The sequence below is a fragment of the Salmonella sp. 32020114201800008SM genome (assembly GCF_017572025.1).
Classification (GTDB): domain Bacteria; phylum Pseudomonadota; class Gammaproteobacteria; order Enterobacterales; family Enterobacteriaceae; genus Salmonella; species Salmonella enterica.
Genome location: NZ_JAGEQM010000003.1, coordinates 415,920 through 439,070 on the forward strand (window position 1 = coordinate 415,920; position 23,151 = coordinate 439,070).

The following is a 23,151-nucleotide window of genomic DNA, read 5'->3' on the forward strand; positions in this document are numbered from 1 at the left end:
CCATGCGCCTGTTTCCTGAACTCGCCACCTGTCACGACATTTCTATTCCTGAGCTGCTCGCCAGCCGGGATGAGAGACAAGCAAGACAGCGCGCCTGGCTAACGCGTCACGCTACTCCGCTGGTCTCCTTTACCGTGGTGGCGCCAGGCCCGATGAAAGACAGCGCGTTAACCCGCCGGATCTTTAATCACGGCGTGGCTGCCCTGCACACGCTGGCAGAAGAGTATGGCTGGACTATCCGGGAGCAGGCTGCACTGGTTTCCGCCAGCGGGCCGGAAGGGCTGCTGGCGATTGACGCGCCCGCTCAGGCGCTCAAACAGGCGACCATCGCGCTTGAACAGCGTTATCCACTGGGGCGCCTGTGGGATATCGATGTCCTGACGGCGGAAGGCGAAATACTCTCCCGCCGCCATTTCGCGCTTCCCGCTCGCCGCTGTCTGCTGTGCGGGCAAAGCGCGGCTGAATGCGCGCGGGGTAAAACCCACGCGCTGACTGATTTACTGATTCATATGGAGGCGCTGCTGCATGATGCCGATTCCCGCCAACCCGACTAACGCCTCCATTCAGCCTCAGTCGCTGTATGACGCCTGGGCCGATTTGGCCTGGCGCGCCATGCTGACCGAGGTAAATTTATCGCCAAAACCCGGTCTGGTAGACCGACTAAACTGCGGCGCGCACAAAGATATGGCGCTGGCGGATTTTCACCGCAGCGCGGAGGCGATTCGACACTGGCTGCCGCGCTTTATGGAATATGGCGCCAGCTGCACGCGCCTGCCGCCAGAGTCAGTTCTGGCGGGCCTGCGTCCATTGGGGATGGCCTGTGAAGCAGCGATGTTTCGCGCAACGGCGGGCGTCAATACCCATAAAGGCAGCATTTTCTCGCTGGGGTTACTGTGCGCCGCCATTGGCCGCCTGTATCAGCTACGCCAGCCGATCGCTGCAGAAACACTCTGCGCTACCGCCGCCGATTTTTGCCGCGGCCTGACCACGCGCGAACTGCGCCAGAACAACCTACAGCTCACCGCAGGTCAGCGGCTGTATCAGCAACTGGGATTAACCGGCGCGCGCGGCGAAGCGGAAGCGGGCTATCCGCTGGTCATCCGCCACGCGTTACCGCACTACCGCGCATTGCTGGCGCAGGGGCGCGATCCGGAACTGGCGCTGCTTGATACCTTACTGCTGCTGATGTCGCTTAACGGCGATACCAACGTCGCGTCGCGCGGCGGGGCGGACGGTCTGCGCTGGTTACAGCAGCAGGCGGCGGTCTTATTACATCAGGGCGGCATACGGACGCCTGACGATCTCGTTTATCTCCACCGGTTCGATCAGCAATGCATTGAACGCAATCTCAGCCCAGGCGGTAGCGCCGATCTGCTGATCGTGACCTGGTTTTTAGCGCAAATTTCGCAAGTTAATCATTAACACAATTATAGAAAATATCCTTTCCGGAGAGTCATTTATGTCTTTATCCAAAGATAATATATGGAAGTTGTTGGCCCCATTAGTGGTGATGGGCGTCATGTTGCTAATTCCTGTTCCAGATGGTATGCCGCCGCAGGCCTGGCACTATTTTGCGGTTTTCGTCGCGATGATTGTCGGTATGATCCTGGAGCCGATCCCGGCGACAGCGATCAGTTTTATCGCCGTAACCATTTGCGTTATCGGCAGCAATTACCTGCTATTTGACGCTTCAGAACTGGCCGATCCGGCGTTTAAAGCCAGTAAACAGGCGCTGAAATGGGGGCTTGCCGGTTTCTCCAGCACCACGGTCTGGCTGGTTTTCGGCGCGTTTATTTTCGCGCTGGGCTACGAAGTGACCGGGCTGGGGCGCCGCATTGCGCTGTTTTTGGTAAAATTCATGGGTAAACGCACGCTGACGCTCGGCTATGCGATTGTCATTATCGATATTTTGCTGGCGCCGTTTACTCCCTCCAATACGGCTCGTACCGGCGGGACTGTCTTCCCGGTCATCAAGAACCTGCCGCCGCTGTTTAAATCGTTTCCAAACGATCCTTCCGCACGCCGCATCGGCGGTTATTTGATGTGGATGATGGTGATCAGTACCAGCCTGAGCTCTTCGATGTTTGTCACTGGCGCGGCCCCGAACGTATTAGGTCTGGAGTTCGTCAGCAAGATCGCTGGCGTCCAGATTAGCTGGCTGCAGTGGTTTCTCAGCTTTCTGCCGGTAGGGATTATTTTACTGATCGTTGCGCCGTGGCTCTCCTATGTACTTTATAAACCTGAAGTGACCCACAGTGCGGAAGTCGCGGCCTGGGCTGGCGGCGAGTTAAAAAACATGGGGCGTCTGTCCCGCAAAGAGTGGACGCTGATTGGCCTGGTGCTGCTTAGCTTAGGATTGTGGGTTTTTGGTGGAAAAATCATCAACGCCACTGCCGTGGGTCTGCTGGCCGTCTCGCTGATGCTGGCGTTGCATGTTGTGCCGTGGAAAGATATTACGCGCTACAACAGCGCCTGGAACACCCTGGTGAACCTCGCTACGCTGGTGGTCATGGCCAATGGCTTAACCCGCTCCGGCTTTATTGACTGGTTCGCCAATACCATGAGTACGCATCTGGAAGGTTTCTCTCCGGATGCAACCGTGATTGTACTGGTACTGGTGTTCTATTTCGCGCACTATCTGTTCGCCAGTCTTTCCGCTCACACCGCGACCATGCTGCCGGTCATTCTGGCGGTGGGTAAAGGCATTCCGGGCGTTCCGATGGAACAACTGTGTATTCTGCTGGTGCTGTCTATCGGTATCATGGGCTGTCTGACGCCGTATGCCACCGGCCCTGGTGTGATTATCTACGGCTGCGGTTACGTGAAATCCAGAGACTACTGGCGGCTTGGCGCAATCTTTGGCGTTATCTATATCGCGATGCTGTTGCTGGTGGGCTGGCCGATTTTGGCAATGTGGAATTAAACATTACGCCAACGCAGGTTAAAAATGATGCCGTTCAGGTTCACCTGAGCGGCATTTTTTATGATTAAATGGGTAACATTCATAATGTGTATAAATTATCGAATTCATCATGAACACAATATGGCATTACAGTCCGCTGCTGGCTGCCCTCTTAACCCCGATTTTTGCCGCCAACGCCGACGAACTTCAGGCGCAACAGTACGGTGATTTCACTGACTATGTGCTGGCGCTTTCCTGGCAAACCGGTTTTTGTCAAAGCCAGCATGAACGCCGCCATCGGGAGCCCGATGAGTGCCGTCTGCAAAAAGAGCCAGCCAACAAAGCAGACTTTCTGACCGTCCACGGCCTGTGGCCAGGATTACCCAAATCTATCGCCGCACGCGGTGTTGACCAGAGACGCTGGCAGCGCTTTGGTTGTGCGACGCGGCCAATCCCGAATCTGCCTGAAGTCAAGGCCAGCCGGAAATGCTCAGCCCCCACCCCCGGACTTTCGCCTGACATCGCGACAGCGCTTAAGGAAGTGATGCCCGGCGCGGGGGGGAATTCCTGTCTGGAGCGCTACGAATATGCCAAACATGGCGCCTGTTTCGGGTTTGATCCCAATGCCTATTTCGGCACCATGATACGGCTGGATAAGGCGATAAAAGACAGCGCACTGGGGCAGTTTCTGACGGATAATTACGGCAAAACCGTTAGCCGCGCTGAGTTTGATAGCGTCGTCGCACAAATGTGGGGCCAGGATAATGTCAAAGCCGTTAAAGTAAACTGCCATGGCAATCCCGCCTATTTAACAGAGATTCAGTTTTCATTAAAGGCGTCGATGATTAACGCCCCGCTCTCCTCTGCCTCATTCCTGCCGCAGCCGCATCCCGGCAACTGCGGGAAACAGTTTATTATCGATAAAGCCGGTTATTGACGAAGCAGAGGTTTAAAACCGTAGCCACATTTGAGAACACGCCCGAATGTAGACTAAAATTCACTCAGGGCTATGACGTTTGAGGATTTACCCGAATGTGAACTAAATCACTTCAAAGACGGGGTAAGTCTCAGTATCATCATGAGAGTTAAACCCTCGCCGCCAGACGGTGAGGGTTTTCTTTTGGGACCATTTACCTGCACTACTCGCAGTATCGATGACATGGAGTAAGAAATGTCCAGACCCACTATTATCATTAACGACCTTGACGCCGAACGTATTGATCGTCTTCTGGAACAGCCTGCGTATGCGGATCTGCCGATTGCCGACGCGCTCAACGCCGAACTGGATCGCGCGCAAATGTGTTCGCCACAAGAGATGCCGAACGATGTCGTCACCATGAACAGCCGCGTTAAATTCCGCAATTTGAGCGATGGTGAAACACGCGTGCGGACGCTGGTGTACCCCGCCAATATGACGGACAGCAGTACCCAGCTTTCGGTAATGGCGCCCGTCGGCGCGGCGTTGCTGGGACTGCGCGTCGGCGACACCATTCACTGGGAACTGCCGGGCGGCGCCTCCACCCATCTCGAAGTGCTGGAACTCGAATATCAGCCTGAAGCCGCGGGCGACTTCCTGCGTTAAACCATCTGCATAAGCGTTAATGCGTTTACACAGAGGATGCCTGCGCATCCTCTTTCCGTTAGCCCTTTCATTTCTGCCTGCTTCAGACAACGCCGCCTGGCATCGGGTTGACTACTCCCGTCGCCTGTTTCTGCGCCGCTTGTGCCGACGTCGCTCCCGGCACCAGGATAACCTTCCGGCACTCTTCTTCGCGTTTTTCGAAAATTTCGTAGCCGCGCGCCGCCTCTTCAAACGGCATATAGTGCGTGACAATCTCCTCCGGCTTCAGCAACCCTTTTTCAATAAGCGGTAATAATTCCCCCAGCCACGCGTGAACATGGGTTTGACCCATTTTAAAAGTTAGCCCCTTATCAAAGGCGTCGCCGAATAAAAAGCCGTGAATAAAACCGGCATACACGCCGGGCACGCTGACCACGCCGCCGCGTCTGACCGCCGCGATACATTGTCGCAGCGCTTTGCCGCTGCTGCCTTCCAGTTTAAGGTTCGTCAGCACCGTCTCCGTCAAGCTGCCTTTCGCTTCAAAGCCTACGGCATCAATTACCGCGTCCACGCCGCGGTGTCCTGCCGTCTGCTCGATGATTTTTTCCGCCGGATCGTTCTCATCATCGAAGTTGATCGGTATCGCGCCGTAACGTTCTTCGGCGAAACGCAGGCGCCAGGCGTGGTGATCAACGACGAAGATCTGCTCCGCGCCCAGCAGTCGCGCACAGGCGATAGTCAGTAATCCTACCGGCCCTGCGCCAAAAACCGCCACGCTGGAACCTTGCTGAATCTGGGCATTTTTTGCCGCCTGCCAGGCGGTAGGCAAAATATCAGAAAGAAACAGCGCCTTATCGTCAGATAACAGCGGCGGCACCTTAAATGGACCGACATTACCTTTTGGCACGCGAACATATTCGGCCTGTCCACCGGGAACGCCGCCATACAGATGGCTATAACCAAACAGCGCCGCCGGCGGTGGGATCTGTTTTTTATTCATCGCCGCACCGTGTCCGTCGTTAGTGTTTTCACACGCTGAATATTGCTGTAGCCGACAGAAAAAGCAGTCACCACAGGCAATGACAAACGGGATAACGACCCGGTCCCCTTTCTGAATATTCTTTACATCATGTCCGGTTTCCACCACTTCGCCCATAAATTCATGGCCGAAAATATCGCCATGTTTTACCTGTGGGATCTTGCCGCGATAAAGATGCAAATCAGATCCGCAAATCGCGGTGGCGGTAACACGCAAAATGATATCGTCAGGCTGCTCAATGCCGGGATCGGGTACGTTTTCAACCTTTACGTGATGTGGACCGTGATACGTCAATGCTTTCATGCAGCCTCCGGGGTAACGGTGAATGTCACGTTCGACTATAAAAGGGTAGCTATCCCGGAGAGACTGCCGGCAAAACAGGCGGCTTTAGGATTTTTCCTGGAAAATACACGACTTTTTTAACATCAGGTTGCCGTAATATTTAAAATTGCCAGACAAATAGCAGAAAGAAACATTATTATATGCTTGAATAAATTCAGTATTGATTAACAGGGAGTAACGGGTATGTATAAGACAATCATTATGCCGGTTGATGTTTTTGAAATGGAACTTAGCGATAAAGCCATTCGCCACGCTGAGTTTCTGGCGCAACAGGATGGCGTCATTCATCTGTTGCATGTACTGCCTGGGTCCGCGAGCATGAGTCTGCACCGCTTTGCCGCCGACGTGCGTCGCTTTGAAGAACATTTACAGCATGAGGCGGAAACGCGTCTGCAAACGATGGTGGGACACTTCAGTATCGATCCTTCACGAATTAAAACGCATGTTCGCTTTGGTAGCGTGCGCGATGTCGTCAATGAGATGGGCGAAGAACTGGATGCGGATGTCGTGGTAATCGGTTCGCGTAATCCGTCTATCACGACACACCTGTTGGGGTCTAACGCCTCAAGCGTGGTGCGCCATGCAACGCTGCCGGTATTGGTTGTGCGTTAACTCTGGCGGCTAAAAACTGACACGCCCTGCCAGGTCACGCCTGGCAGGGCTTTTTACTGCATCATCGTTAGTACAAATGCCCGATATTCACAATAGTACTCACCGTGTCGCCAAAAAAGACCAGCCGACTCAGAAATACGCCGACGAATAACAAGACGAACAGGAGTTTCGGGCGCGAATCACCGTGACGGCTGGCGACAAAAGCGAGCGCAAGGCAGACCAGGCTTGCCAGATAAAACGGTGAAGCCAGCCATGAACGCGCCGTCATCTGCATGACCGTTCCCCCGCTTAACCACACCAGCGGCGCCGCGATAAGTACCGCGATACACACCACAATCCCCTGGCGTAACGCAGGAACGGCAGGCCTGAGTTTTAACAGCGGAATCGCCGCGCAACCCATGACCCATACCGTAATAAAAAATAACAGCATGGTAAACCCATTAGCGATAGCCACCATCGCTGGCGCGGCGTAGGTCATCCCCTGCACCGCCACCAGTAACACGCCGAACACGGAGGCGATAAGAGCCATCGCTTTATGTCCCTTTGCCAGGAACGTTACGCCGACCGCTGCGCCAAACAACGTGGCGCCAAGGATTTCCCGACTTAACCAGGCATGTCGCAGGTTAATTAGCGCATCATAAGCGCGATCGGGATGCGCCAGATGCAGAATCGCGGCAATAGACGCCAGTGCCAGCACCAGCCCGGTGGCCAACCAATAGAAACGCTGGCCTTCCACTTCACCACGCAGCGTACGCCATGTCAGTACCAAAGCCATCCCGACAGACATCTGGCTTAATACCGTAAAAAACACCAGCGGCAGTTCATATTTTTCCATTACTTGTCCTCCGGCTGCTTAGGCTGGCGCGCCAGAATAAAGCGCGTTCCTGGATTAAGCTGTGGCATATGCGGGAACCCTGGCGGATACTGCACCGCATTATCGGGCACAGGATCGGCATCCAAATCGATAATCGACAAGGCACCCACCGGACAGGCGTTTACGCACGCCGGATTCATACCGATATCAAGACGCTCGTAGCACATACTGCATTTTTCCGCTTTACGTGTCTCTTCATTAAAACGCGGCGCGCCATAAGGACAGTTACGAATACAGTTTTTGCAGCCAATGCAGCGCTCAGGGTTATGCACCACCACGCCATCTTCACGTTTGGTATAGGCTTCGACCGGACAGGCAGCGACGCAGGCCGGATGTTCGCAGTGGTTACAGGCCAGCGAGTAAAACGCCCGCTCTTCATGTGGATAGATGTCTTTATCCAACGGATAAACGTAGCGCCAGAAGCGATCCGGCTCCAGTTGGTTAAAGCTTTTACACGCCATAGCACAGCCGCGGCAGCCGATGCACTTATCGCTATTCACTAAAAACGCACGTCTCATGCTACGGATTCCCCTTTACCGATCAATACAACGTCAGCAAACTGACTGTGGATAGCGGCGCCCGGCGCGCCAGTTTTCATCAGCCCCATATCAGCAGGCGTATCGGCCACGACGTTTTGCACGTTGTACTGCCGTTTCGGGAACCACGCTTCATACATCACCAGAAAATCTTCCGGCACGTTGGTGGTGACTTTTGCCCGCAGCTCAACTTCACCGGTGCCATTGAAAACTTTGACCAGATCGTTCTCGCTGATGCCTTTTTTCTTCGCGGAAGAAGGATGGATATAAACGAACGGTTCCGGGTAGAACACCTGCATCCAGTCCAGGTTGATAAACTGCGAGTGCAGGCCAAACTGCACGTGCGGCGTAAACAGATGGAAAGGCAGTTTGCTCTCGGCTTCCGGTTTGTATTCCGGCAGCGCGGTATGGCCGTTTTTCTCCGCCAGTTCAGATTTAAATTCATACTTGCCTGACGGCGTTTTGAACTTGCGGTCGTACCAGGCGGCAGAACTTGGCAGGATCGCTTTTTTTGGCCCGTCCAGCAGATCGTCCCAGGAAGAGATGCCGAACATTTTCGCCATACCGTCGTTGAACTCCTGATCCAGCCAGCGCTTGTGATCGAACTCTTGCGGGAAGGTACAGGAACCCGGCGCCATCTTATTAATGGTGCGCGACAGCATGGTAGCGATTTCGAGATCGCATTTTGCTTCATACATCGGCTTAATCGCCGGCTGATTAATGGAAAGCCAGTAGTGCCAGTAAGAAGCATCCACGTTCCACTCTTCAAACGCGGTGGTAACGGGCAGCACGATATCAGCGTGTTGCACCGTTTCGTTGAAGAACTGATCGGCGCAGACCACCATTTCCAGTTTTTCAAACGCTTTTTTCATCTTGCTGCGATCGAAATCCTGGGCAAACGGGTTTTTACAGGCGACCCACAGCATACGAACCGGCGGATCGTTGGCCTCCAGAATCCCCTGCGCCGTCTGGTTGATATTCAGAGAGCGATCGGAGTACTGCACGGCGTCGCTGCCAGCGGCAGCCCCGAATTCACTGGTGGTGCCCGCCGCTCCCGGTATGCCAATAGCGCCCACCGGCGGCTTCTGCAGCATGGCGTTATAGTTAAAGCCCCAGGTATGCAGATGGCCATAACGCGCGCCGCCGCCTTCGACACCGATGTTGCCGGACATAGCGACAAAGGCATCGATAGCGCGAACGTTGGCGCCGCCGTTGACATGACGCTGCATCCCGTAACCAATCCAGACCGTGGCCGGCTTAACCGCCGTAAACTCTTCCGCCAGCTGGCGAATGACATCCGCAGACAGGCCGCAGATTTCTGCCGCCCACTCCACGGTTACATGGTTACGCAGATAGGCTTCAAATTCCGGATAGCCGTGAGCATCGTTGTTAACAAAATCCTGATCCACCAAGCCTTTATCCACCAGATGACGCGCCATTCCCAGCGCCAGCGCACCGTCTGAGCCAGGCCGTACGCGCAGGTAGAGATCGGCTTTGGCAGCAGTCTGCGACAGCAGCGGGTCGATAACCACGATCTTCGCCCCTTTCTCGCGCGCCTGATAGATGTACTTCATGCTGTGCATTGAGCACCAGGCCGGGTTGGCGCCCCAGATAATGATGTATTTCGCTTTCACCATATCTTCCGGGTCGTTACACCACATGTCGCCCATGTCGTAGTTTTGCGCGTCGATGCCGGCAGGCCAGCACGGCGTACCGGCAAAACGGGTGGTGTAGCCAAGCGAGGACATCATCCCTTCAACGGCATAGTTCAGCACGCCAAACTTACCGGAATATTTGGTCAGCGCCAGACCGAGCATAGAACCGTCTTTTTTCTTAATCTCCAGCATTTTGGCGGCAATGCGCTGCATCGCCTCTTCCCATGAGATGCGACGCCAGTTGCCGCTACCGCGAACGTCCTGCGCCATGGGATATTTAATACGATCGGGGCTATAAACCCGGCGCGGATAGCTTAACCCTTTGACGCAAGGGGTACCGTGAGTAAATGTTGATTCCGGCGCACCTTCCACGAAAGTAATGACCCCGTCCTTTACCCACGTCTTGAGGCTACAGGTGTCATAGCAGTTACGCGGACACGCGTTACGATAAATTTTGTACGTTTTAGGGTTAAAGGGAACAGGCGGCTGCGCAAGCGCGCATCGGGAGGTTAGTAATCCTCCGGGTAAAGCCGCAACGGCGCCCAGTGCCACTATCCCCTTTAAAAAAGAACGTCTGTTCAGATGTCCTGTCTCATTACTCATATTGATACTCTCGTTTTAATTCATCAAGCCAATAAAATAAGATGTCCGCCACCGTATATAACGTGGTCGTTTGTGCATGAGTTTTTATTTTTTCGATATATAATGGCACCCACTTTGTTAAATAATTATTGATATATTGAGTGAGAGTAGATCGGTATTGTGACGTTTGCCGAGTATTAGCCAGTAATAGTGTGGTCAATTCCAGCACGCAGGAAATATGATCGTCAGGAATATTGCTCTCCTGATTAACCGATAATCCCAACGCTGCCATAAACTCCCGTATCTCCAGCGTCGCCTTTCCCATCACCAGCGCATCCTCTTCCAGATACACTGAAGCGAAAGGCGCAGCCAGCAGCTTGCCAGGACCGACGAATAGCGCATTAAAGTCATACTCCGCCTCCAGCCACGCCCGGTCGGTAAGGTTTACCGCAGCAGTGGGATTTAATCTCACGTAGGCAGATTTCAGTGAACGACTATCATGAGAATTAAAAAAATCACGCAATGTAAGCCCTGTTTTTTCTAATTCCGTCAGTGATTCATAGATTGAATCCATGAATAAATAACCTCACATACAAATGCAATATAAATCAAGAAAAAAGAATTGGCATGTTAACGGAAGCGCTTAATCTTTCTTTGATAAAAAAACAGAAAAATTCCAGTTAAATCCGTAGAAGGCTTTTTTATTGTTTCAAAGTTTAAAAACAGAAGACCGTTGAAATAAAAAACCGTCTGTTATTAACAGACGGTTTCAGAGTATTGATAATGAAGAAGGTGTTTTACCCGGTGGCGTTCCCCAGGCATAAACACCGCAGGCCCGAATAGCTTACACTATCGGGCCATTTACGATGGCCAGTTAACTGGCCTTGCAGGTGTGCTTACTTCTTTTTATGCGATTTTGGTGCGAATCAGATAATCAAAGGCGCTCAACGAGGCTTTCGCCCCTTCGCCTGTGGCGATGATAATCTGTTTGTAAGGAACGGTGGTGCAATCGCCTGCGGCGAAGATGCCCTTAACGCTGGTTTCACATTTGGCGTCAATAATGATCTCGCCCATGCGGTTACGCTCAAGCGCGCCTTCCAGCCAGTGGGTATTCGGCAACAGACCAATCTGCACAAAAATCCCTGCCAGCGCGACGCTATGAATATCGCCGCTGACACGGTCACGATACTCCAGCCCCACCACTTTCGAACCGTCGCCCTTCACTTCTGTCGTTTGCGCATTCAAAATGATATCGACATTTTTCAGGCTACGCACTTTGTCCTGTAGCACCTGATCCGCCTTCATCTCCGGCGCGAACTCCAGCAACGTAACATGTTCTACAATACCTGCCAGATCGATAGCCGCTTCAACGCCGGAGTTGCCGCCGCCGATGACCGCCACACGCTTCCCTTTAAATAACGGACCGTCGCAGTGCGGACAATAGGTGACGCCTTTGGTGCGATACTGATCCTCGCCCGGCACATTCATATTGCGCCATTTCGCGCCGGTGGCGATGATGATACTACGCGCTTTCAATACTGCGCCGGACGCCGTTTCAATCTGATGCAAGCCGCCTTCTGTTGCGGCCGGAACCAGTTTACTTGCGCTCTGGCTGTCGATAACGTCAACGTCGTAATCGCTGACATGCGCTTTCAGCGCGCCCGCCAGTTTCTGGCCTTCGGTTTTCGGCACCGAGATATAGTTTTCGATATCCACGGTATCCAGCACCTGACCGCCGAAGCGCTCGCCCATCAGACCGGTACGGATGCCTTTGCGCGCCGAGTAGACCGCTGCCGCCGCGCCCGCCGGGCCGGAGCCGACAATCAGTACGTCATACGCATCGCGTTTGTTCAGCGCTTCCGCCGCGCGTTTTTCTGCGCCAGTATCCACTTTAGCGACAATCTCGGTCAGAGTCATACGTCCCTGGCCGAACTCTTTACCGTTAACAAATACCGCCGGAACGCCCATCACGTTACGTTCGGTGATTTCGTTCTGGAAGGTGCCGCCATCAATTGCCGTATGTTTAATACGCGGGTTCAGCACCGCCATCAGGTTCAGCGCCTGCACTACGTCCGGGCAGTTATGACAGGAGAGTGAATAATAAGTTTCGAATTCAAAATCGCCGTCAATATCGCGAATCTGCTCCAGCAGCGACTGCGCTTCTTTTGACGGATGACCGCCGGTCCACAGCAGCGCCAAAACCAGCGAGGTAAATTCGTGGCCCAGCGGAGAACCGGCAAAGCGCGGCCCTTGCTGAGAACCTGGATTCGTAATCAGGAAAGACGGCTTGCGCACCGGCAGAGTATTGTCTTCTTTAAATGTGACTTTGTCGGACAGCTCGGCGATTTCAGCCAGCAGTTCCTTGATTTCCGCCGATTTAGCGCTGTCATCCAGCGTGGCAATCAGCTCAACAGGTTTGGTCAGTTTCTCAAGGTAAGCCCTGAGCTGGGTTTTCATATTTGTGTCGAGCATTCTTCTTCCCTCTCTGAAAACATCATCATGCAAGCCGACTTCGCGGGACTGCATTAATGCAACTTGCGTCATGGTGCTGAAATGAAATGGGCGCGGGTGCGCCCATGACTGAAACAATTTCCAAGGTATTTCACGTCAGAGTAAGGCGGCTAGCCTGAGAATCCCCGGGAGCTTACTGAAGTAAGTGACCGGGGTGAGCAGGCGACGCCAACACAGCTATGGCGTGAAAGACGACGGAAATTTAAATTTTACCGACCAGGTCTAAAGATGGAGCCAGAGTCGCTTCACCTTCTTTCCATTTCGCCGGGCATACTTCGCCTGGGTGAGCGGCAACGTACTGTGCTGCTTTAATTTTACGCAGCAGGTCAGACGCGTCACGGCCGATACCTTCAGCGGTAACTTCGATCGCCTGGATGATACCCTGCGGGTCAACAACAAAGGTTGCACGGTCTGCCAAACCTTCGTCTTCACGCATGTTGTCGAAGTTACGGGTCAGGGCGCCAGTCGGGTCGCCGATCATCGCATATTTGATTTTTGCGATAGTTTCAGAGCTGCTGTGCCATGCTTTGTGCGTGAAGTGAGTATCGGTTGAGACGGAATAAACGTCTACGCCCAGCTTCTGCAGTTCTTCGTAATGGTCGGCAACGTCACCCAGTTCAGTCGGGCAAACAAAGGTAAAATCGGCCGGGTAGAAGAAGAAGACGCTCCAGCGGCCTTCGGTATCTTTCTCGGTGACTTCAATGAATTCACCGTTTTTGAACGCCTGGTTTTTGAAAGGTTTGATTTTGGTGTTAATTAAGGACATCTATACTTCCTCCGTGTTTTCGTTGAGGAGTAAGTTAACGAAATTTTGCTGATTCGGCTAATGCGTTTCCATTATCAAATCAATAAGCGTTAACTAACAACCCGATTCGGGCGACATTGTGAACACTGCGCCCTGTCAGCCATCTAAAGTAAAAAGGCCGCCTGACAGGCGGCCCCATTACCTGAACTACCCGTAGGTAACTTCAGAGCCAGTACGACTCGTCTTGCAAATTACAGACGTATTGTCTGCAACTCGAAATCCATAGCGTATATGCTGGCTAAGTGTTGCGCTCTACATTACCTTAACAAAGGCTGTAACAGCGAAAAGGATTACATCACCCCAGCACAGAAAGGGCAATCCTGGCACGCCAGCTCTTACCTATGTCTGTGATAGGCATCATCATTAATACTCTTTTCGCTTTGATATTAAAAGGAAAAAATATGATTAAACGTACATTGCTGCTTGCTATGCTGCCCATTCTCGCCCACGCGGAAGAACTGCCTGCGCCGGTTAAAGCCATTGAAAAACAGGGTATAACTATCCTGAAATCCTTCGAGGCGCCGGGGGGCATGAAGGGCTATCTCGGAAAGTATCAGGATATGGGCGTCACGATTTACCTGACGCCGGACGGTAAACACGCGATTTCCGGCTATATGTATAATGAAAAAGGCGAAAATCTTAGCAACGCCCTGATAGAAAAAGAGATCTATGCACCGGCCGGACGTGAAATGTGGCAGAAAATGGAAAAAGCGTCATGGATACTCGACGGTAAAAAAGACGCGCCGGTGGTGCTGTATGTCTTCGCCGACCCTTTCTGCCCCTATTGTAAGCAGTTTTGGCAACAAGCTCGTCCGTGGGTCGAATCCGGCAAGGTACAATTACGCACATTACTGGTCGGCGTGATTAAACCGGAAAGCCCGGCCACAGCCGCAGCGATTTTAGCCGCGAAAGACCCGGCGAAAACCTGGCATGACTATGAAGCCTCCGCAGGAAAGATGAAGCTGGAGGTTCCGGCGTCCATCCCCCCGGCGCAGATGAAAGTCATTAATCAGAATCAGCAGCTAATGGACGATCTTGGCGCTAACGCGACGCCAGCAATTTATTACATGAATAAAGATAAGATTTTGCAACAGGTTGTGGGTTTACCGGAAAAAGCGCAACTGGACGCCATGATGGGGCAGCCTTAACGCAGAAATTAGCAAAGCTGGAGCTTAACCGTACCACGCCCGATAGCGCTACGTTTGTCGGGCCAACCTCTGACTGGCATTAACGCGACGCCAGACCAGCATGTCATCCGACACAGCCTTTTTAGACTAACGGCGTGGTTATAAAAGTGTACGTTATGTCCGCCTTTACTGTAATTATTTACTCGCTAAAATATTCATAACTGTGGTATTTTAGTTTAAATAAACTCTACATTAAGTTTAATAAACATAACTCTGGTAAATTATTGAGATTAAGTCATAATCATGGAAGATACCATGATAATGCCGGGAACATACTATGGCTAACCTTTACGACCTTAAAAAATTTGATCTTAACCTGTTGGTTATATTTGAATGTATCTATCAACATTTAAGCATTAGCAAAGCAGCAGAAACACTCTATATTACACCTTCTGCCGTAAGCCAGTCATTGCAACGCCTGCGCACGCAATTCAACGACCCTCTATTTATTCGTTCAGGCAAAGGAATTACGCCTACCGTAACAGGCATTAATTTACATTATCATTTAGAAAATAATCTTAACAGCCTGGAACAAACTATTAATATAATGAATCAGTCCAGCCTGAAGAAAAAATTTATTATCTACAGCCCACAGCTGTTGATCACCCAATATGTGATGAAATTAGTTAAATATATCCGCAAAGATCCACAGGTTGAAATTGAACATCACGACATTTTGACCACTGACGAACTGCCTGAAGATCTGCTTGCCTACCGCAAAGCAGATATTGTGGTTTCAATGGCCCCACTGAATAATCGTTCTATTGTTTGTACTCACTTTAATAGGCTAGAATGCATCCTGGTTTGCAGTGAAAACCATCCCCGACTAGGCGACACCGCCACTATCGACGAAATTCTACAAGAGTCATTTACGCAACTCGTCTCCCGGGCAACCGGTATGAAAGAATATCATTCACTTATGGATGATGTGCTGGGGGAAAGAATAATTGGTTTCAGAAGCAAATCGCTGATGACCATCGCCAACTCTATCAGCTCCACGGAGCTTATTGGTTTTTTACCACAAACATTTTTTGACTATTACTCTTCCTCTATCAAACTTAAAAAAGTCACCATACCTTTTACCATTGCTCCCATACAATTCTATCTTATGTATAATAGGGCTTCGCTGAATAATAGCGGATTTGCTGAGCTCATTGAGCACATCACAAAAAAACATTAATAAGAAGGTCAGATAACGGATATTAATATAAATTTAATGTATATGTTTATGGGATATATTTATTTTACAAATATAATAAAGCATTGCAAGTTCATCTAATCTGCTTATCCTTTATGTTAATTATTTCGAATATACTGTAGTTAACACATCGGAGACTATCCAGAGATGTCGGTTTATAAAGTTCCGCTCGAGCAAAATGTTCTGGAAGCGGCTCAAGAGCGTATAATGTGGACCCTGGAAACCTTACCCCGGGTCTGCGTCTCATTTTCTGGTGGTAAAGATTCAGGACTTATGTTGCACCTGACGGCAACGTTGGCGCGCAAAATGAATAAAAAGATCCATGTTCTCTTCATTGACTGGGAAGCGCAATTCTCCTGTACCATCGCCTATATTGAATCGTTACGTGAATACTACGCGGACGTTATTGAGCGTTTTTATTGGGTCGCATTACCCTTAACCACACAAAATTCCCTTTCACAATACCAGCCGGAGTGGCAGTGTTGGCAGCCGGGTACCGACTGGGTACGACAACCGCCAGAAGATGCGATTACCGATCCGGCCTTTTTTTCCTTTTATCAACACGGCATGACCTTTGAACAGTTCGTTCGCGATTTTGCCGACTGGTTTTCAGAAAAACGTCCTGCCGCTATGCTGGTCGGTATTCGTTCCGACGAATCCTATAACCGATTTGCCGCTATCGCTAACTCGCATAAGCTGCGCTTTGCCGACGATAAGCCCTGGACCACGTTAGCCCCTAAGGGGCACACCTGGTATATCTATCCCATCTATGACTGGAAAACCGCAGATATCTGGACCTGGTTCGCCAAAACAGGTAAACCATGTAACCCTTTGTATAATTTGATGTATCAGGCTGGAGTACCGCCCCGTTACATGCGTATTTGCGAACCGTTCGGCCCGGAACAACGACAGGGGTTATGGCTGTATCATGTTATCGAACCTGAGCGCTGGGCGGCCATGTGCGCCAGAGTCAGCGGCGCACTCAGCGGAGGAATATACGCCGGACAAGACAGCCATTTTTACGGCCACCGGAAAATTTTAAAACCCGATCACCTTAACTGGGAAGAGTACGCGCTGCTCCTGCTACACAGTATGCCTGAAGTCACTGCCGAACATTACCGTAATAAAATCGCCGTTTATTTGCAGTGGTATAAGAAAAAAGGCATGCACACCATTCCACAAACGCAGCATGGCGATATCGGATCGCGCGATATTCCGTCGTGGCGACGGATCTGCAAAGTATTACTGAACAATGATTACTGGTGCCGGGCGCTGTCATTCAGTCCGACAAAACCTAAGAATTACCAGCGTTATAACGAACGTATGAAAGCTAAACGCCAGGAATGGGGGATCTTATGCAACACCGACTCACAACCGAAATAACTCACTTTCTCTCTGAACTGCCTGAAGAGGAGAGGATCGCCGCCATTAATGAATTTAGAATGGCGATACATAGCGTTAGTCCTTTTCGCGATGAGCCTGTCGATTGTGTCCTGTGGGTGAAAAACGATCATATTTCACCTAATGACTACAACCCGAATAACGTTGCGCCGCCGGAGAAAAAACTGCTGCTTAAATCGATTGAACAAGATGGGTTTACTCAGCCGATCGTGGTGGTAAAGGCCAATACGGAGGAGTACGAGATTGTAGACGGTTTTCACCGTCATGAGCTGGGCAAAGGAAAAGCGGCCCTGAAAAGGCGTCTGAAAGGCTACCTGCCGATAACGTGTCTGGACAGAGAACGTCACGAACGCATGGCGGCAACCATTCGGCATAACCGCGCGCGCGGGCGCCACCAGATCCACGCCATGTCAGAAATCGTGCGCGAACTTTCTCTGCTAGGCTGGGACGAGAGCAAAATCGGCCAGGAGTTAGGTATGGACGCCGATGAAGTCCTGCGCCTGAAACAGATCAACGGCCTGCAGGAGCTTTTTGCAGACCGTCGATTCTCCAGAGCGTGGACGGTTAAATAACTACAGTTTACACAGGCGCTCTGCGGCGGCCAGCAGCGTTGATTCCTGTTTAGCGAAACATAAACGTATAAGCTGATGCGGGAAAGGGGCGGCGCAAAAGACAGAGAGCGGAATAGCGGCGACACCGACTTCTTCGGTTAGCCACTGACAAAACTCAACGTCATTTAGCGTCGACACTGCGCTGTAATCGATTAACAGAAAATAGGTACCTTCACAGGGCAGCACTTTTAATCGGCTTTGCGCCAGCGCGTTAACCAACACATCGCGTTTTTTCCGGTAAAAATCGGGTAACGCGCGATAGTGTTCCGGCGCGGCGCGCAGCATATCCGCCAGCGCCAGTTGCGCCGGCGTATTGACGCAAAACGTCAGGTACTGATGAACTTTGCGTATTTCGGCGCTAATGGCCGCAGGCGCAACGCAGTAACCAATCTTCCATCCTGTCATATGAAAGGTTTTACCAAACGATGAAACGGCAACCGCCCGCTCTCGTAACTGAGGGTGCGCAAGTACGCTGGCATGACCTTCGGCGGCAAAACAAATATGTTCGTACACTTCATCGCTTAATACATAAATTTCCCGCTCGCCGATAGCCTGCCACAGCGCCTCGATATCCGCCTGGCGCCAGACGGTAGCGGTGGGATTATGCGGCGTATTGAGGATCACCAGTCGCGTGCGCTCGCTAAGCAACGCCGAAAACGCCTGCCAGTCGACGCGAAAATGCGGCGGCGTAAGCGCTATGCGTTTTAACACTCCGCCGGAGAGCGCCACGGCCGGGGCATAGCTGTCGTAACTGGGATCGAAACAGATAACCTCATCCCCTGCCCGCACCAGCGCGGTAATCGCCGCATACAGCGCTTCTGTCGCGCCCGCTGTGACGGTGATATCACTGACGTCATCGGGTCGATAACCATATATTTCCGCCGTTTTATCGGCAATGGCCTCCCGCAGCGCCTGCGCCCCCGTCATCGGCGCATATTGATTCGCGCCCTGCGCGACATGATAAGCCAACCGCTCGTGCAAATAACGAGGACCATCAAAATCAGGGAAGCCTTGCGATAAATTTATTGCCTGATGTTTCTGCGCCAGCGCGCTCATTTGCGTAAAAATCGTGGTACCAAGATTGGGCAATTTGCTTTTTGGAATCAGTGGGTTATTTCTCATTATCTTCATACCCGCCAGTGATGTGGTTGTTGACACACTATCACAGGGTGTTAGTATTTGGCAATCAAGACGTTTAGATGTCTAAATATAATAACAACGGTGAGAAGACCCTAAGGACAACACAACATGAACCACACTGAGATCCGCGTCGTTACCGGCCCGGCGAATTATTTTTCCCATGCAGGAAGCCTCGAAAGACTGACCGACTTTTTCACGCCGGAACAGCTTTCCCACGCCGTTTGGGTGTACGGCGAACGCGCGATTGCCGCCGCCCGGCCTTACCTGCCGGAAGCGTTTGAACGTGCTGGCGCAAAGCATCTGCCGTTTACCGGCCATTGTAGCGAACGCCATGTTGCCCAACTGGCGCACGCCTGCAACGACGATCGTCAGGTGGTGATAGGCGTCGGCGGCGGCGCGCTGCTCGATACCGCCAAAGCGCTCGCCCGCCGTCTGGCGCTGCCGTTTGTCGCTATCCCGACCATCGCGGCGACCTGCGCCGCCTGGACACCGCTTTCCGTCTGGTATAGCGACGCGGGACAGGCGTTACAGTTCGAAATTTTTGATGATGCCAATTTTCTGGTGCTGGTCGAACCGCGCATTATTCTGCAGGCGCCCGATGACTATCTGTTAGCTGGCATTGGCGATACGCTGGCGAAATGGTATGAAGCCGTTGTGCTTGCGCCGCAGCCTGAAACATTGCCATTGACCGTAAGGCTGGGCATTAACAGCGCGTGCGCTATTCGCGATCTCCTGCTGACCAGCAGCGAACAAGCATTAGCGGATAAACAGCAGCGTCGGCTGACACAGGCATTTTGCGACGTGGTGGATGCGATTATTGCTGGCGGCGGTATGGTCGGCGGCCTCGGGGAACGCTATACCCGTGTCGCCGCCGCCCATGCGGTACACAACGGTCTGACCGTCCTGCCGCAAACGGAAAAATTCCTGCACGGAACGAAAGTGGCTTATGGCATTCTGGTGCAAAGCGCGCTACTGGGACAAGATGACGTGCTGGCGCAATTGATTACAGCGTACCGGCGATTTCATCTGCCGGCCCGGCTTAGCGAACTGGACGTGGATATTCATAACACCGCCGAGATCGATAGGGTAATCGCGCATACCCTGCGCCCGGTCGAATCCATCCACTATTTACCGGTGACGTTAACGCCAGACACCCTGCGTGCGGCGTTTGAAAAAGTTGAATTTTTCAGAATATAGCCTGGTGACGTTGCGTTTATCAGGCCTGGCAACCCTCAGCAGCAACGCGCGCCGCCTTTTCCACCATAGCGCGCATCCTGCCGCTCGCGGAAAAATTCTTCATAGGTCATCGGCGTCTGATCCGGATGCGTTATGCGCATATGCTCAACATAGTTGTCGTAGTCTGGCACGCCAATCATCATTTTTGCGGCCTGTCCCAGATATTTTCCGGCTTTCGAAAGCGTATCGAACATCGTTGTCACCTGTCATCCAAATGCCCTCTCCTTATTCTGGAGAGGGCTATTGATGTAAAAAGATTAGTGCGCGCCTTTCGCCTGCGTCACGATCTCATCCACATTTTCCGGCATCGGCTCATACGGCGTTTCATTCGCCGTCGGTTTATCAATCTTCAGAGCGGCCAGCGCCGTCTTAATAGAGAAGACCGCCAGCACCACGACCACCACCATAAAGAAGATGGTTAGCCCGGCATCCAGACGGTTATTGAATACCAACTGCGCGAGCTGCGATTCGGTGTACTGCGGCGGAATATTGCCGCTGTCGATCATCGCCTGGAACTTATTGGCAATGGCCAGGAAGCCGATTTTCGCATCCGGACTAAACGCTTTCTGCCAGCCCGCCGTCAGCGTACAAATCAGCAGCCAGGCCGTTGGCACCAGCGCGACCCACGCATAACGCTGACGCTTCATTTTGAACAGTACCACGGCGCAAAGCATCAGCGCCATGCCCGCCAGCATCTGGTTAGCGATGCCAAACAGCGGCCACAGGGTGTTAATACCGCCCAACGGATCGACCACGCCCTGATGGAGGAAATACCCCCACGCCAGCACGCACAATGCCGTAGCAAGCAGGTTCGCTGGCAGCGAATCGGTACGTTTCAGCCCTGGCGACACTACGCCCAACAGATCCTGCAACATAAAGCGCGCCGCACGGGTACCCGCATCCACCGCCGTCAGAATAAACAGCGCTTCAAACAGAATGGCAAAGTGATACCAGAACGCCACATCCATCATGCCGCCCAACGCGCCATGTAAAATGTAGGCCATCCCTACCGCCAGCGTTGGCGCACCACCTGCGCGGGAGATAATGGATTGTTCGCCGACTTCATTGGCAATCTGGTGTAACGTATCCGGCGTGATAGCGAACCCCCAACTACTGACCACCTGCGCGGCAGAAGCCACGACATCCGCTGTCCCCGCTGGCGCCAGTACCGCCATCGGGCTATTCATCGCAAAGTAAACGCCCGGATCGATAATACAGGCGGAGACCAGCGCCATAATGGCGACGAAAGATTCCATTAACATCCCGCCGTAGCCGATAAAGCAGGACTGGCCTTCGTTGGCCAACATCTTCGGCGTCGTGCCGGAGGAGATGAGCGCATGGAAACCGGAGACCGCGCCGCAGGCGATGGTAATAAACAGGAACGGGAACAGGTCGCCCGTCCAGACCGGTCCGGTACCATCAACAAATTTGGTCAGCGCCGGCATAGTCAGCGTCGGACGCATGATCAGAATCCCGACCGCCAGACCGACAATCGTACCAATTTTCAGGAAGGTAGAGAGGTAATCACGCGGCGCGAGCAGCAGCCAGACCGGCAGTACCGCCGCGACAAAACCATAACCCACCAGCATCCAGGTAAGCTGCACGCCAGTAAAATCAAAGTACGGCGCCCAGGTTGGGCTTGCCGCCACCCATCCGCCGGAAATAATAGCGAAAATAAGGAATACCAGCCCAATGACCGACACCTCGCCGATGCGCCCCGGACGCAGATAACGCAGGTAGATGCCCATAAAAATCGCCAGTGGAATAGTGAACGCGACAGTGTACGTTCCCCACGGGCTATGGGTCAGCGCTTTCACCACGATCATCGCCAGGACGGCCAGAATGATCACCATGATCATAAAGCAGGCTACCAGCGCGATCACCCCTGCCGTCGCGCCCATCTCCTCTTTAACCAACTCGCCAAGCGAACGCCCATCGCGCCGGGTCGAGACGAACAGCACCATAAAGTCCTGCACCGCTCCCGCCAGCACGACGCCCGCCAGCAGCCAGATCATCCCCGGCAGATAGCCCATCTGCGCCGCCAGTACCGGCCCGACCAGCGGACCTGCGCCAGCAATGGCCGCAAAATGGTGACCAAAAAGCACTTTCTTATCGGTCGGGACATAATCCAGACCATCATTATGACGTACCGCGGGCGTCATACGCGTTGGGTCAACCGCCAGCACTTTTTTGGCGATATAGAGCCCATAAAAACGATACGCAATAAGATAGACACAGACCGACGCCACCACGATCCATAGCGCGTTGATCTGTTCCCCACGATTTAACGCAATATAGCCCAGGGCAAACGCACCCAATACTGAGAGCGCTGTCCAGACGAGGTATTTCCCTGATTTATTCATAGTTGTTGTCCGTTTGGGTGTTCCAGAGAGATGTTACATTTTGTTTCTATAACACCTTTACCGTAATTAACAACACAACAACATGATAAAACCGTATCGTTACCCATTTTTTACATTACAGTGTTAACCAGATCACTTCCTTTCTTCGTTGACGCTGCAATTGCATTTTACTTTGCCAGAACTATCCCATTACCGCCGTTCCCAGGCGACAGGTGCAGCAGCGCCTCCCCTGCTCGTCAAAGAGCGTAATTTCCCAGCTTTGATTCTGCCGCCCCAGATGCAGCGGCAGGCAAACGCCGCGTACTTTCCCCTGCGAGACGGCGCGGTGGTGGGTGGCGTTTAACTCGGTCCCGACCACGCACTGCCCGTCGCGGGTCATCAGATAACCCGCCATTGATCCTAACGTCTCCGCCAGCGCTGCCGATGCGCCGCCGTGTAGCAGACCAAACGGTTGATGAGTGCGGGCATCGACAGGCATTTCCGCCTCCAGCACGTCATCGCCCAGACGGGTGTAAACAATGCCCAGATGCGCCACCAGCGTGTTCTGACTGGTAGCGTTCAATTCATCCAGCGTTAAATGCCGTTTCCAGATCATC

The 23,151-nt window shown here is 52.5% G+C and carries 22 protein-coding genes; 11 read left to right on the forward strand and 11 right to left on the reverse strand.

The features are described 5' to 3' along the window. Positions 1-2 precede the first annotated feature (2 nt). The 5 genes from citX (at position 3) to rnk (ending at position 4,484) form a co-directional block, all read left to right on the forward strand. Complete coding sequence (gene citX / locus J4613_RS11350) at positions 3-554, forward strand: citrate lyase holo-[acyl-carrier protein] synthase (protein WP_111742409.1); 552 nt, start codon at positions 3-5, stop codon at positions 552-554. Beyond that, positions 526-1,422, forward strand: a complete 897-nt coding sequence (gene citG / locus J4613_RS11355; protein ID WP_000982655.1) for a triphosphoribosyl-dephospho-CoA synthase CitG — start codon at positions 526-528, stop codon at positions 1,420-1,422. The genes citX and citG overlap by 29 nt, the downstream gene beginning before the upstream one ends. 37 nt (positions 1,423-1,459) lie before the next feature. Continuing rightward, positions 1,460-2,923, forward strand: a complete 1,464-nt coding sequence (gene citT / locus J4613_RS11360; protein ID WP_000059029.1) for a citrate/succinate antiporter CitT — start codon at positions 1,460-1,462, stop codon at positions 2,921-2,923. Positions 2,924-3,032: 109 nt separating this feature from the next. Next, on the forward strand, positions 3,033-3,839 hold the full coding sequence (rna, locus tag J4613_RS11365) for a ribonuclease I (protein ID WP_001749276.1): 807 nt from the start codon (positions 3,033-3,035) through the stop codon (positions 3,837-3,839). A gap of 234 nt (positions 3,840-4,073) precedes the next feature. Then, complete coding sequence (gene rnk, locus J4613_RS11370; protein WP_000089748.1) at positions 4,074-4,484, forward strand: nucleoside diphosphate kinase regulator; 411 nt, start codon at positions 4,074-4,076, stop codon at positions 4,482-4,484. A gap of 82 nt (positions 4,485-4,566) precedes the next feature. Here rnk and J4613_RS11375 read toward each other — a convergent pair whose 3' ends face one another. Beyond that, positions 4,567-5,805 (reverse strand): zinc-dependent alcohol dehydrogenase, encoded by a 1,239-nt coding sequence (locus J4613_RS11375; RefSeq protein WP_001749275.1) that lies wholly within the window; start codon positions 5,803-5,805, stop codon positions 4,567-4,569. Positions 5,806-6,027: 222 nt separating this feature from the next. On the opposite strand from J4613_RS11375, the gene uspG reads away from it, so the two are divergent. After that, complete coding sequence (gene uspG / locus J4613_RS11380; RefSeq protein WP_000278499.1) at positions 6,028-6,456, forward strand: universal stress protein UspG; 429 nt, start codon at positions 6,028-6,030, stop codon at positions 6,454-6,456. Positions 6,457-6,523: 67 nt separating this feature from the next. Here uspG and J4613_RS11385 read toward each other — a convergent pair whose 3' ends face one another. From J4613_RS11385 to ahpC, 6 genes are all read right to left on the reverse strand, one after another. Further along, a complete protein-coding gene (locus tag J4613_RS11385) occupies positions 6,524-7,291 on the reverse strand; it encodes a dimethyl sulfoxide reductase anchor subunit family protein (protein WP_000417096.1) in 768 nt (255 codons plus the stop codon). Continuing rightward, positions 7,291-7,848: a 4Fe-4S dicluster domain-containing protein gene (locus J4613_RS11390; protein ID WP_001250381.1), complete on the reverse strand. Its 558-nt coding sequence runs from the start codon at positions 7,846-7,848 to the stop codon at positions 7,291-7,293. Before J4613_RS11390 ends, J4613_RS11385 begins: the two co-directional genes overlap by 1 nt. Further along, positions 7,845-10,124, reverse strand: coding sequence for a molybdopterin-dependent oxidoreductase (locus J4613_RS11395; protein WP_111742410.1), 2,280 nt, complete (start codon positions 10,122-10,124; stop codon positions 7,845-7,847). The genes J4613_RS11390 and J4613_RS11395 overlap by 4 nt, the downstream gene beginning before the upstream one ends. Further along, positions 10,117-10,677, reverse strand: a complete 561-nt coding sequence (locus J4613_RS11400) for a molecular chaperone (RefSeq protein WP_000377444.1) — start codon at positions 10,675-10,677, stop codon at positions 10,117-10,119. The genes J4613_RS11395 and J4613_RS11400 overlap by 8 nt, the downstream gene beginning before the upstream one ends. Positions 10,678-11,009: 332 nt before the next feature. Further along, entirely contained in the window at positions 11,010-12,575 is a 1,566-nt protein-coding gene (gene ahpF / locus J4613_RS11405; protein ID WP_000887643.1) for an alkyl hydroperoxide reductase subunit F, read from the reverse strand. A 241-nt stretch (positions 12,576-12,816) separates the two neighbouring features. Beyond that, positions 12,817-13,380: an alkyl hydroperoxide reductase subunit C gene (ahpC, locus tag J4613_RS11410; protein WP_000052802.1), complete on the reverse strand. Its 564-nt coding sequence runs from the start codon at positions 13,378-13,380 to the stop codon at positions 12,817-12,819. A gap of 440 nt (positions 13,381-13,820) precedes the next feature. On the opposite strand from ahpC, the gene dsbG reads away from it, so the two are divergent. From dsbG to J4613_RS11430, 4 genes are all read left to right on the forward strand, one after another. After that, positions 13,821-14,567: a thiol:disulfide interchange protein DsbG gene (gene dsbG, locus J4613_RS11415; protein ID WP_000597122.1), complete on the forward strand. Its 747-nt coding sequence runs from the start codon at positions 13,821-13,823 to the stop codon at positions 14,565-14,567. A 316-nt stretch (positions 14,568-14,883) separates the two neighbouring features. Beyond that, positions 14,884-15,786, forward strand: a complete 903-nt coding sequence (locus J4613_RS11420; RefSeq protein WP_000002497.1) for a LysR family transcriptional regulator — start codon at positions 14,884-14,886, stop codon at positions 15,784-15,786. Positions 15,787-15,951: 165 nt separating this feature from the next. Then, the gene (locus J4613_RS11425) at positions 15,952-17,187 is read left to right on the forward strand and encodes a phosphoadenosine phosphosulfate reductase (protein ID WP_000118137.1); all 1,236 of its coding nucleotides are present in this window, start codon (positions 15,952-15,954) and stop codon (positions 17,185-17,187) included. Beyond that, positions 17,160-17,777: a ParB/RepB/Spo0J family partition protein gene (locus J4613_RS11430; protein WP_001164756.1), complete on the forward strand. Its 618-nt coding sequence runs from the start codon at positions 17,160-17,162 to the stop codon at positions 17,775-17,777. Before J4613_RS11425 ends, J4613_RS11430 begins: the two co-directional genes overlap by 28 nt. Here J4613_RS11430 and J4613_RS11435 read toward each other — a convergent pair whose 3' ends face one another. Beyond that, positions 17,778-18,938 carry a pyridoxal phosphate-dependent aminotransferase gene (locus J4613_RS11435; RefSeq protein ID WP_001245592.1) on the reverse strand — a complete coding sequence of 387 codons (1,161 nt, stop codon included), beginning with the start codon at positions 18,936-18,938 and terminating at the stop codon, positions 17,778-17,780. It lies immediately after the preceding gene. A gap of 126 nt (positions 18,939-19,064) precedes the next feature. On the opposite strand from J4613_RS11435, the gene J4613_RS11440 reads away from it, so the two are divergent. Then, complete coding sequence (locus J4613_RS11440) at positions 19,065-20,153, forward strand: oxidoreductase (protein WP_079958616.1); 1,089 nt, start codon at positions 19,065-19,067, stop codon at positions 20,151-20,153. Positions 20,154-20,188: 35 nt separating this feature from the next. Here the strand turns inward: J4613_RS11440 and J4613_RS11445 are convergent, their stop codons facing one another. From J4613_RS11445 to entH, 3 genes are all read right to left on the reverse strand, one after another. After that, a complete protein-coding gene (locus J4613_RS11445; protein WP_000460619.1) occupies positions 20,189-20,386 on the reverse strand; it encodes a YbdD/YjiX family protein in 198 nt (65 codons plus the stop codon). A 63-nt stretch (positions 20,387-20,449) separates the two neighbouring features. After that, entirely contained in the window at positions 20,450-22,555 is a 2,106-nt protein-coding gene (gene cstA, locus J4613_RS11450; protein ID WP_079958617.1) for a pyruvate/proton symporter CstA, read from the reverse strand. Positions 22,556-22,736: 181 nt separating this feature from the next. After that, positions 22,737-23,150, reverse strand: coding sequence for a proofreading thioesterase EntH (gene entH, locus J4613_RS11455; protein ID WP_000637966.1), 414 nt, complete (start codon positions 23,148-23,150; stop codon positions 22,737-22,739). Position 23,151: the final 1 nt, after the last annotated feature.

Excerpts from the sequence above, each read along its gene's own strand:
- entH (WP_000637966.1), bottom strand. The coding sequence starts at position 23,150 with ATGATCTGGAAACGGCATTTAACGCTGGATGAATTGAACGCTACCAGT.
- J4613_RS11430 (WP_001164756.1), top strand. The coding sequence starts at position 17,160 with ATGCAACACCGACTCACAACCGAAATAACTCACTTTCTCTCTGAACTG.
- J4613_RS11445 (WP_000460619.1), bottom strand. The coding sequence starts at position 20,386 with ATGTTCGATACGCTTTCGAAAGCCGGAAAATATCTGGGACAGGCCGCA.
- citG (WP_000982655.1), top strand. The coding sequence starts at position 526 with ATGATGCCGATTCCCGCCAACCCGACTAACGCCTCCATTCAGCCTCAG.
- citT (WP_000059029.1), top strand. The coding sequence starts at position 1,460 with ATGTCTTTATCCAAAGATAATATATGGAAGTTGTTGGCCCCATTAGTG.
- rnk (WP_000089748.1), top strand. The coding sequence starts at position 4,074 with ATGTCCAGACCCACTATTATCATTAACGACCTTGACGCCGAACGTATT.
- ahpF (WP_000887643.1), bottom strand. The coding sequence starts at position 12,575 with ATGCTCGACACAAATATGAAAACCCAGCTCAGGGCTTACCTTGAGAAA.
- J4613_RS11440 (WP_079958616.1), top strand. The coding sequence starts at position 19,065 with ATGAACCACACTGAGATCCGCGTCGTTACCGGCCCGGCGAATTATTTT.
- ahpC (WP_000052802.1), bottom strand. The coding sequence starts at position 13,380 with ATGTCCTTAATTAACACCAAAATCAAACCTTTCAAAAACCAGGCGTTC.
- citX (WP_111742409.1), top strand. The coding sequence starts at position 3 with ATGCGCCTGTTTCCTGAACTCGCCACCTGTCACGACATTTCTATTCCT.
- J4613_RS11390 (WP_001250381.1), bottom strand. The coding sequence starts at position 7,848 with ATGAGACGTGCGTTTTTAGTGAATAGCGATAAGTGCATCGGCTGCCGC.
- J4613_RS11375 (WP_001749275.1), bottom strand. The coding sequence starts at position 5,805 with ATGAAAGCATTGACGTATCACGGTCCACATCACGTAAAGGTTGAAAAC.
- rna (WP_001749276.1), top strand. The coding sequence starts at position 3,033 with ATGAACACAATATGGCATTACAGTCCGCTGCTGGCTGCCCTCTTAACC.
- J4613_RS11425 (WP_000118137.1), top strand. The coding sequence starts at position 15,952 with ATGTCGGTTTATAAAGTTCCGCTCGAGCAAAATGTTCTGGAAGCGGCT.
- J4613_RS11400 (WP_000377444.1), bottom strand. The coding sequence starts at position 10,677 with ATGGATTCAATCTATGAATCACTGACGGAATTAGAAAAAACAGGGCTT.
- J4613_RS11420 (WP_000002497.1), top strand. The coding sequence starts at position 14,884 with ATGGCTAACCTTTACGACCTTAAAAAATTTGATCTTAACCTGTTGGTT.
- cstA (WP_079958617.1), bottom strand. The coding sequence starts at position 22,555 with ATGAATAAATCAGGGAAATACCTCGTCTGGACAGCGCTCTCAGTATTG.
- J4613_RS11435 (WP_001245592.1), bottom strand. The coding sequence starts at position 18,938 with ATGAGAAATAACCCACTGATTCCAAAAAGCAAATTGCCCAATCTTGGT.
- J4613_RS11385 (WP_000417096.1), bottom strand. The coding sequence starts at position 7,291 with ATGGAAAAATATGAACTGCCGCTGGTGTTTTTTACGGTATTAAGCCAG.
- uspG (WP_000278499.1), top strand. The coding sequence starts at position 6,028 with ATGTATAAGACAATCATTATGCCGGTTGATGTTTTTGAAATGGAACTT.
- dsbG (WP_000597122.1), top strand. The coding sequence starts at position 13,821 with ATGATTAAACGTACATTGCTGCTTGCTATGCTGCCCATTCTCGCCCAC.
- J4613_RS11395 (WP_111742410.1), bottom strand. The coding sequence starts at position 10,124 with ATGAGTAATGAGACAGGACATCTGAACAGACGTTCTTTTTTAAAGGGG.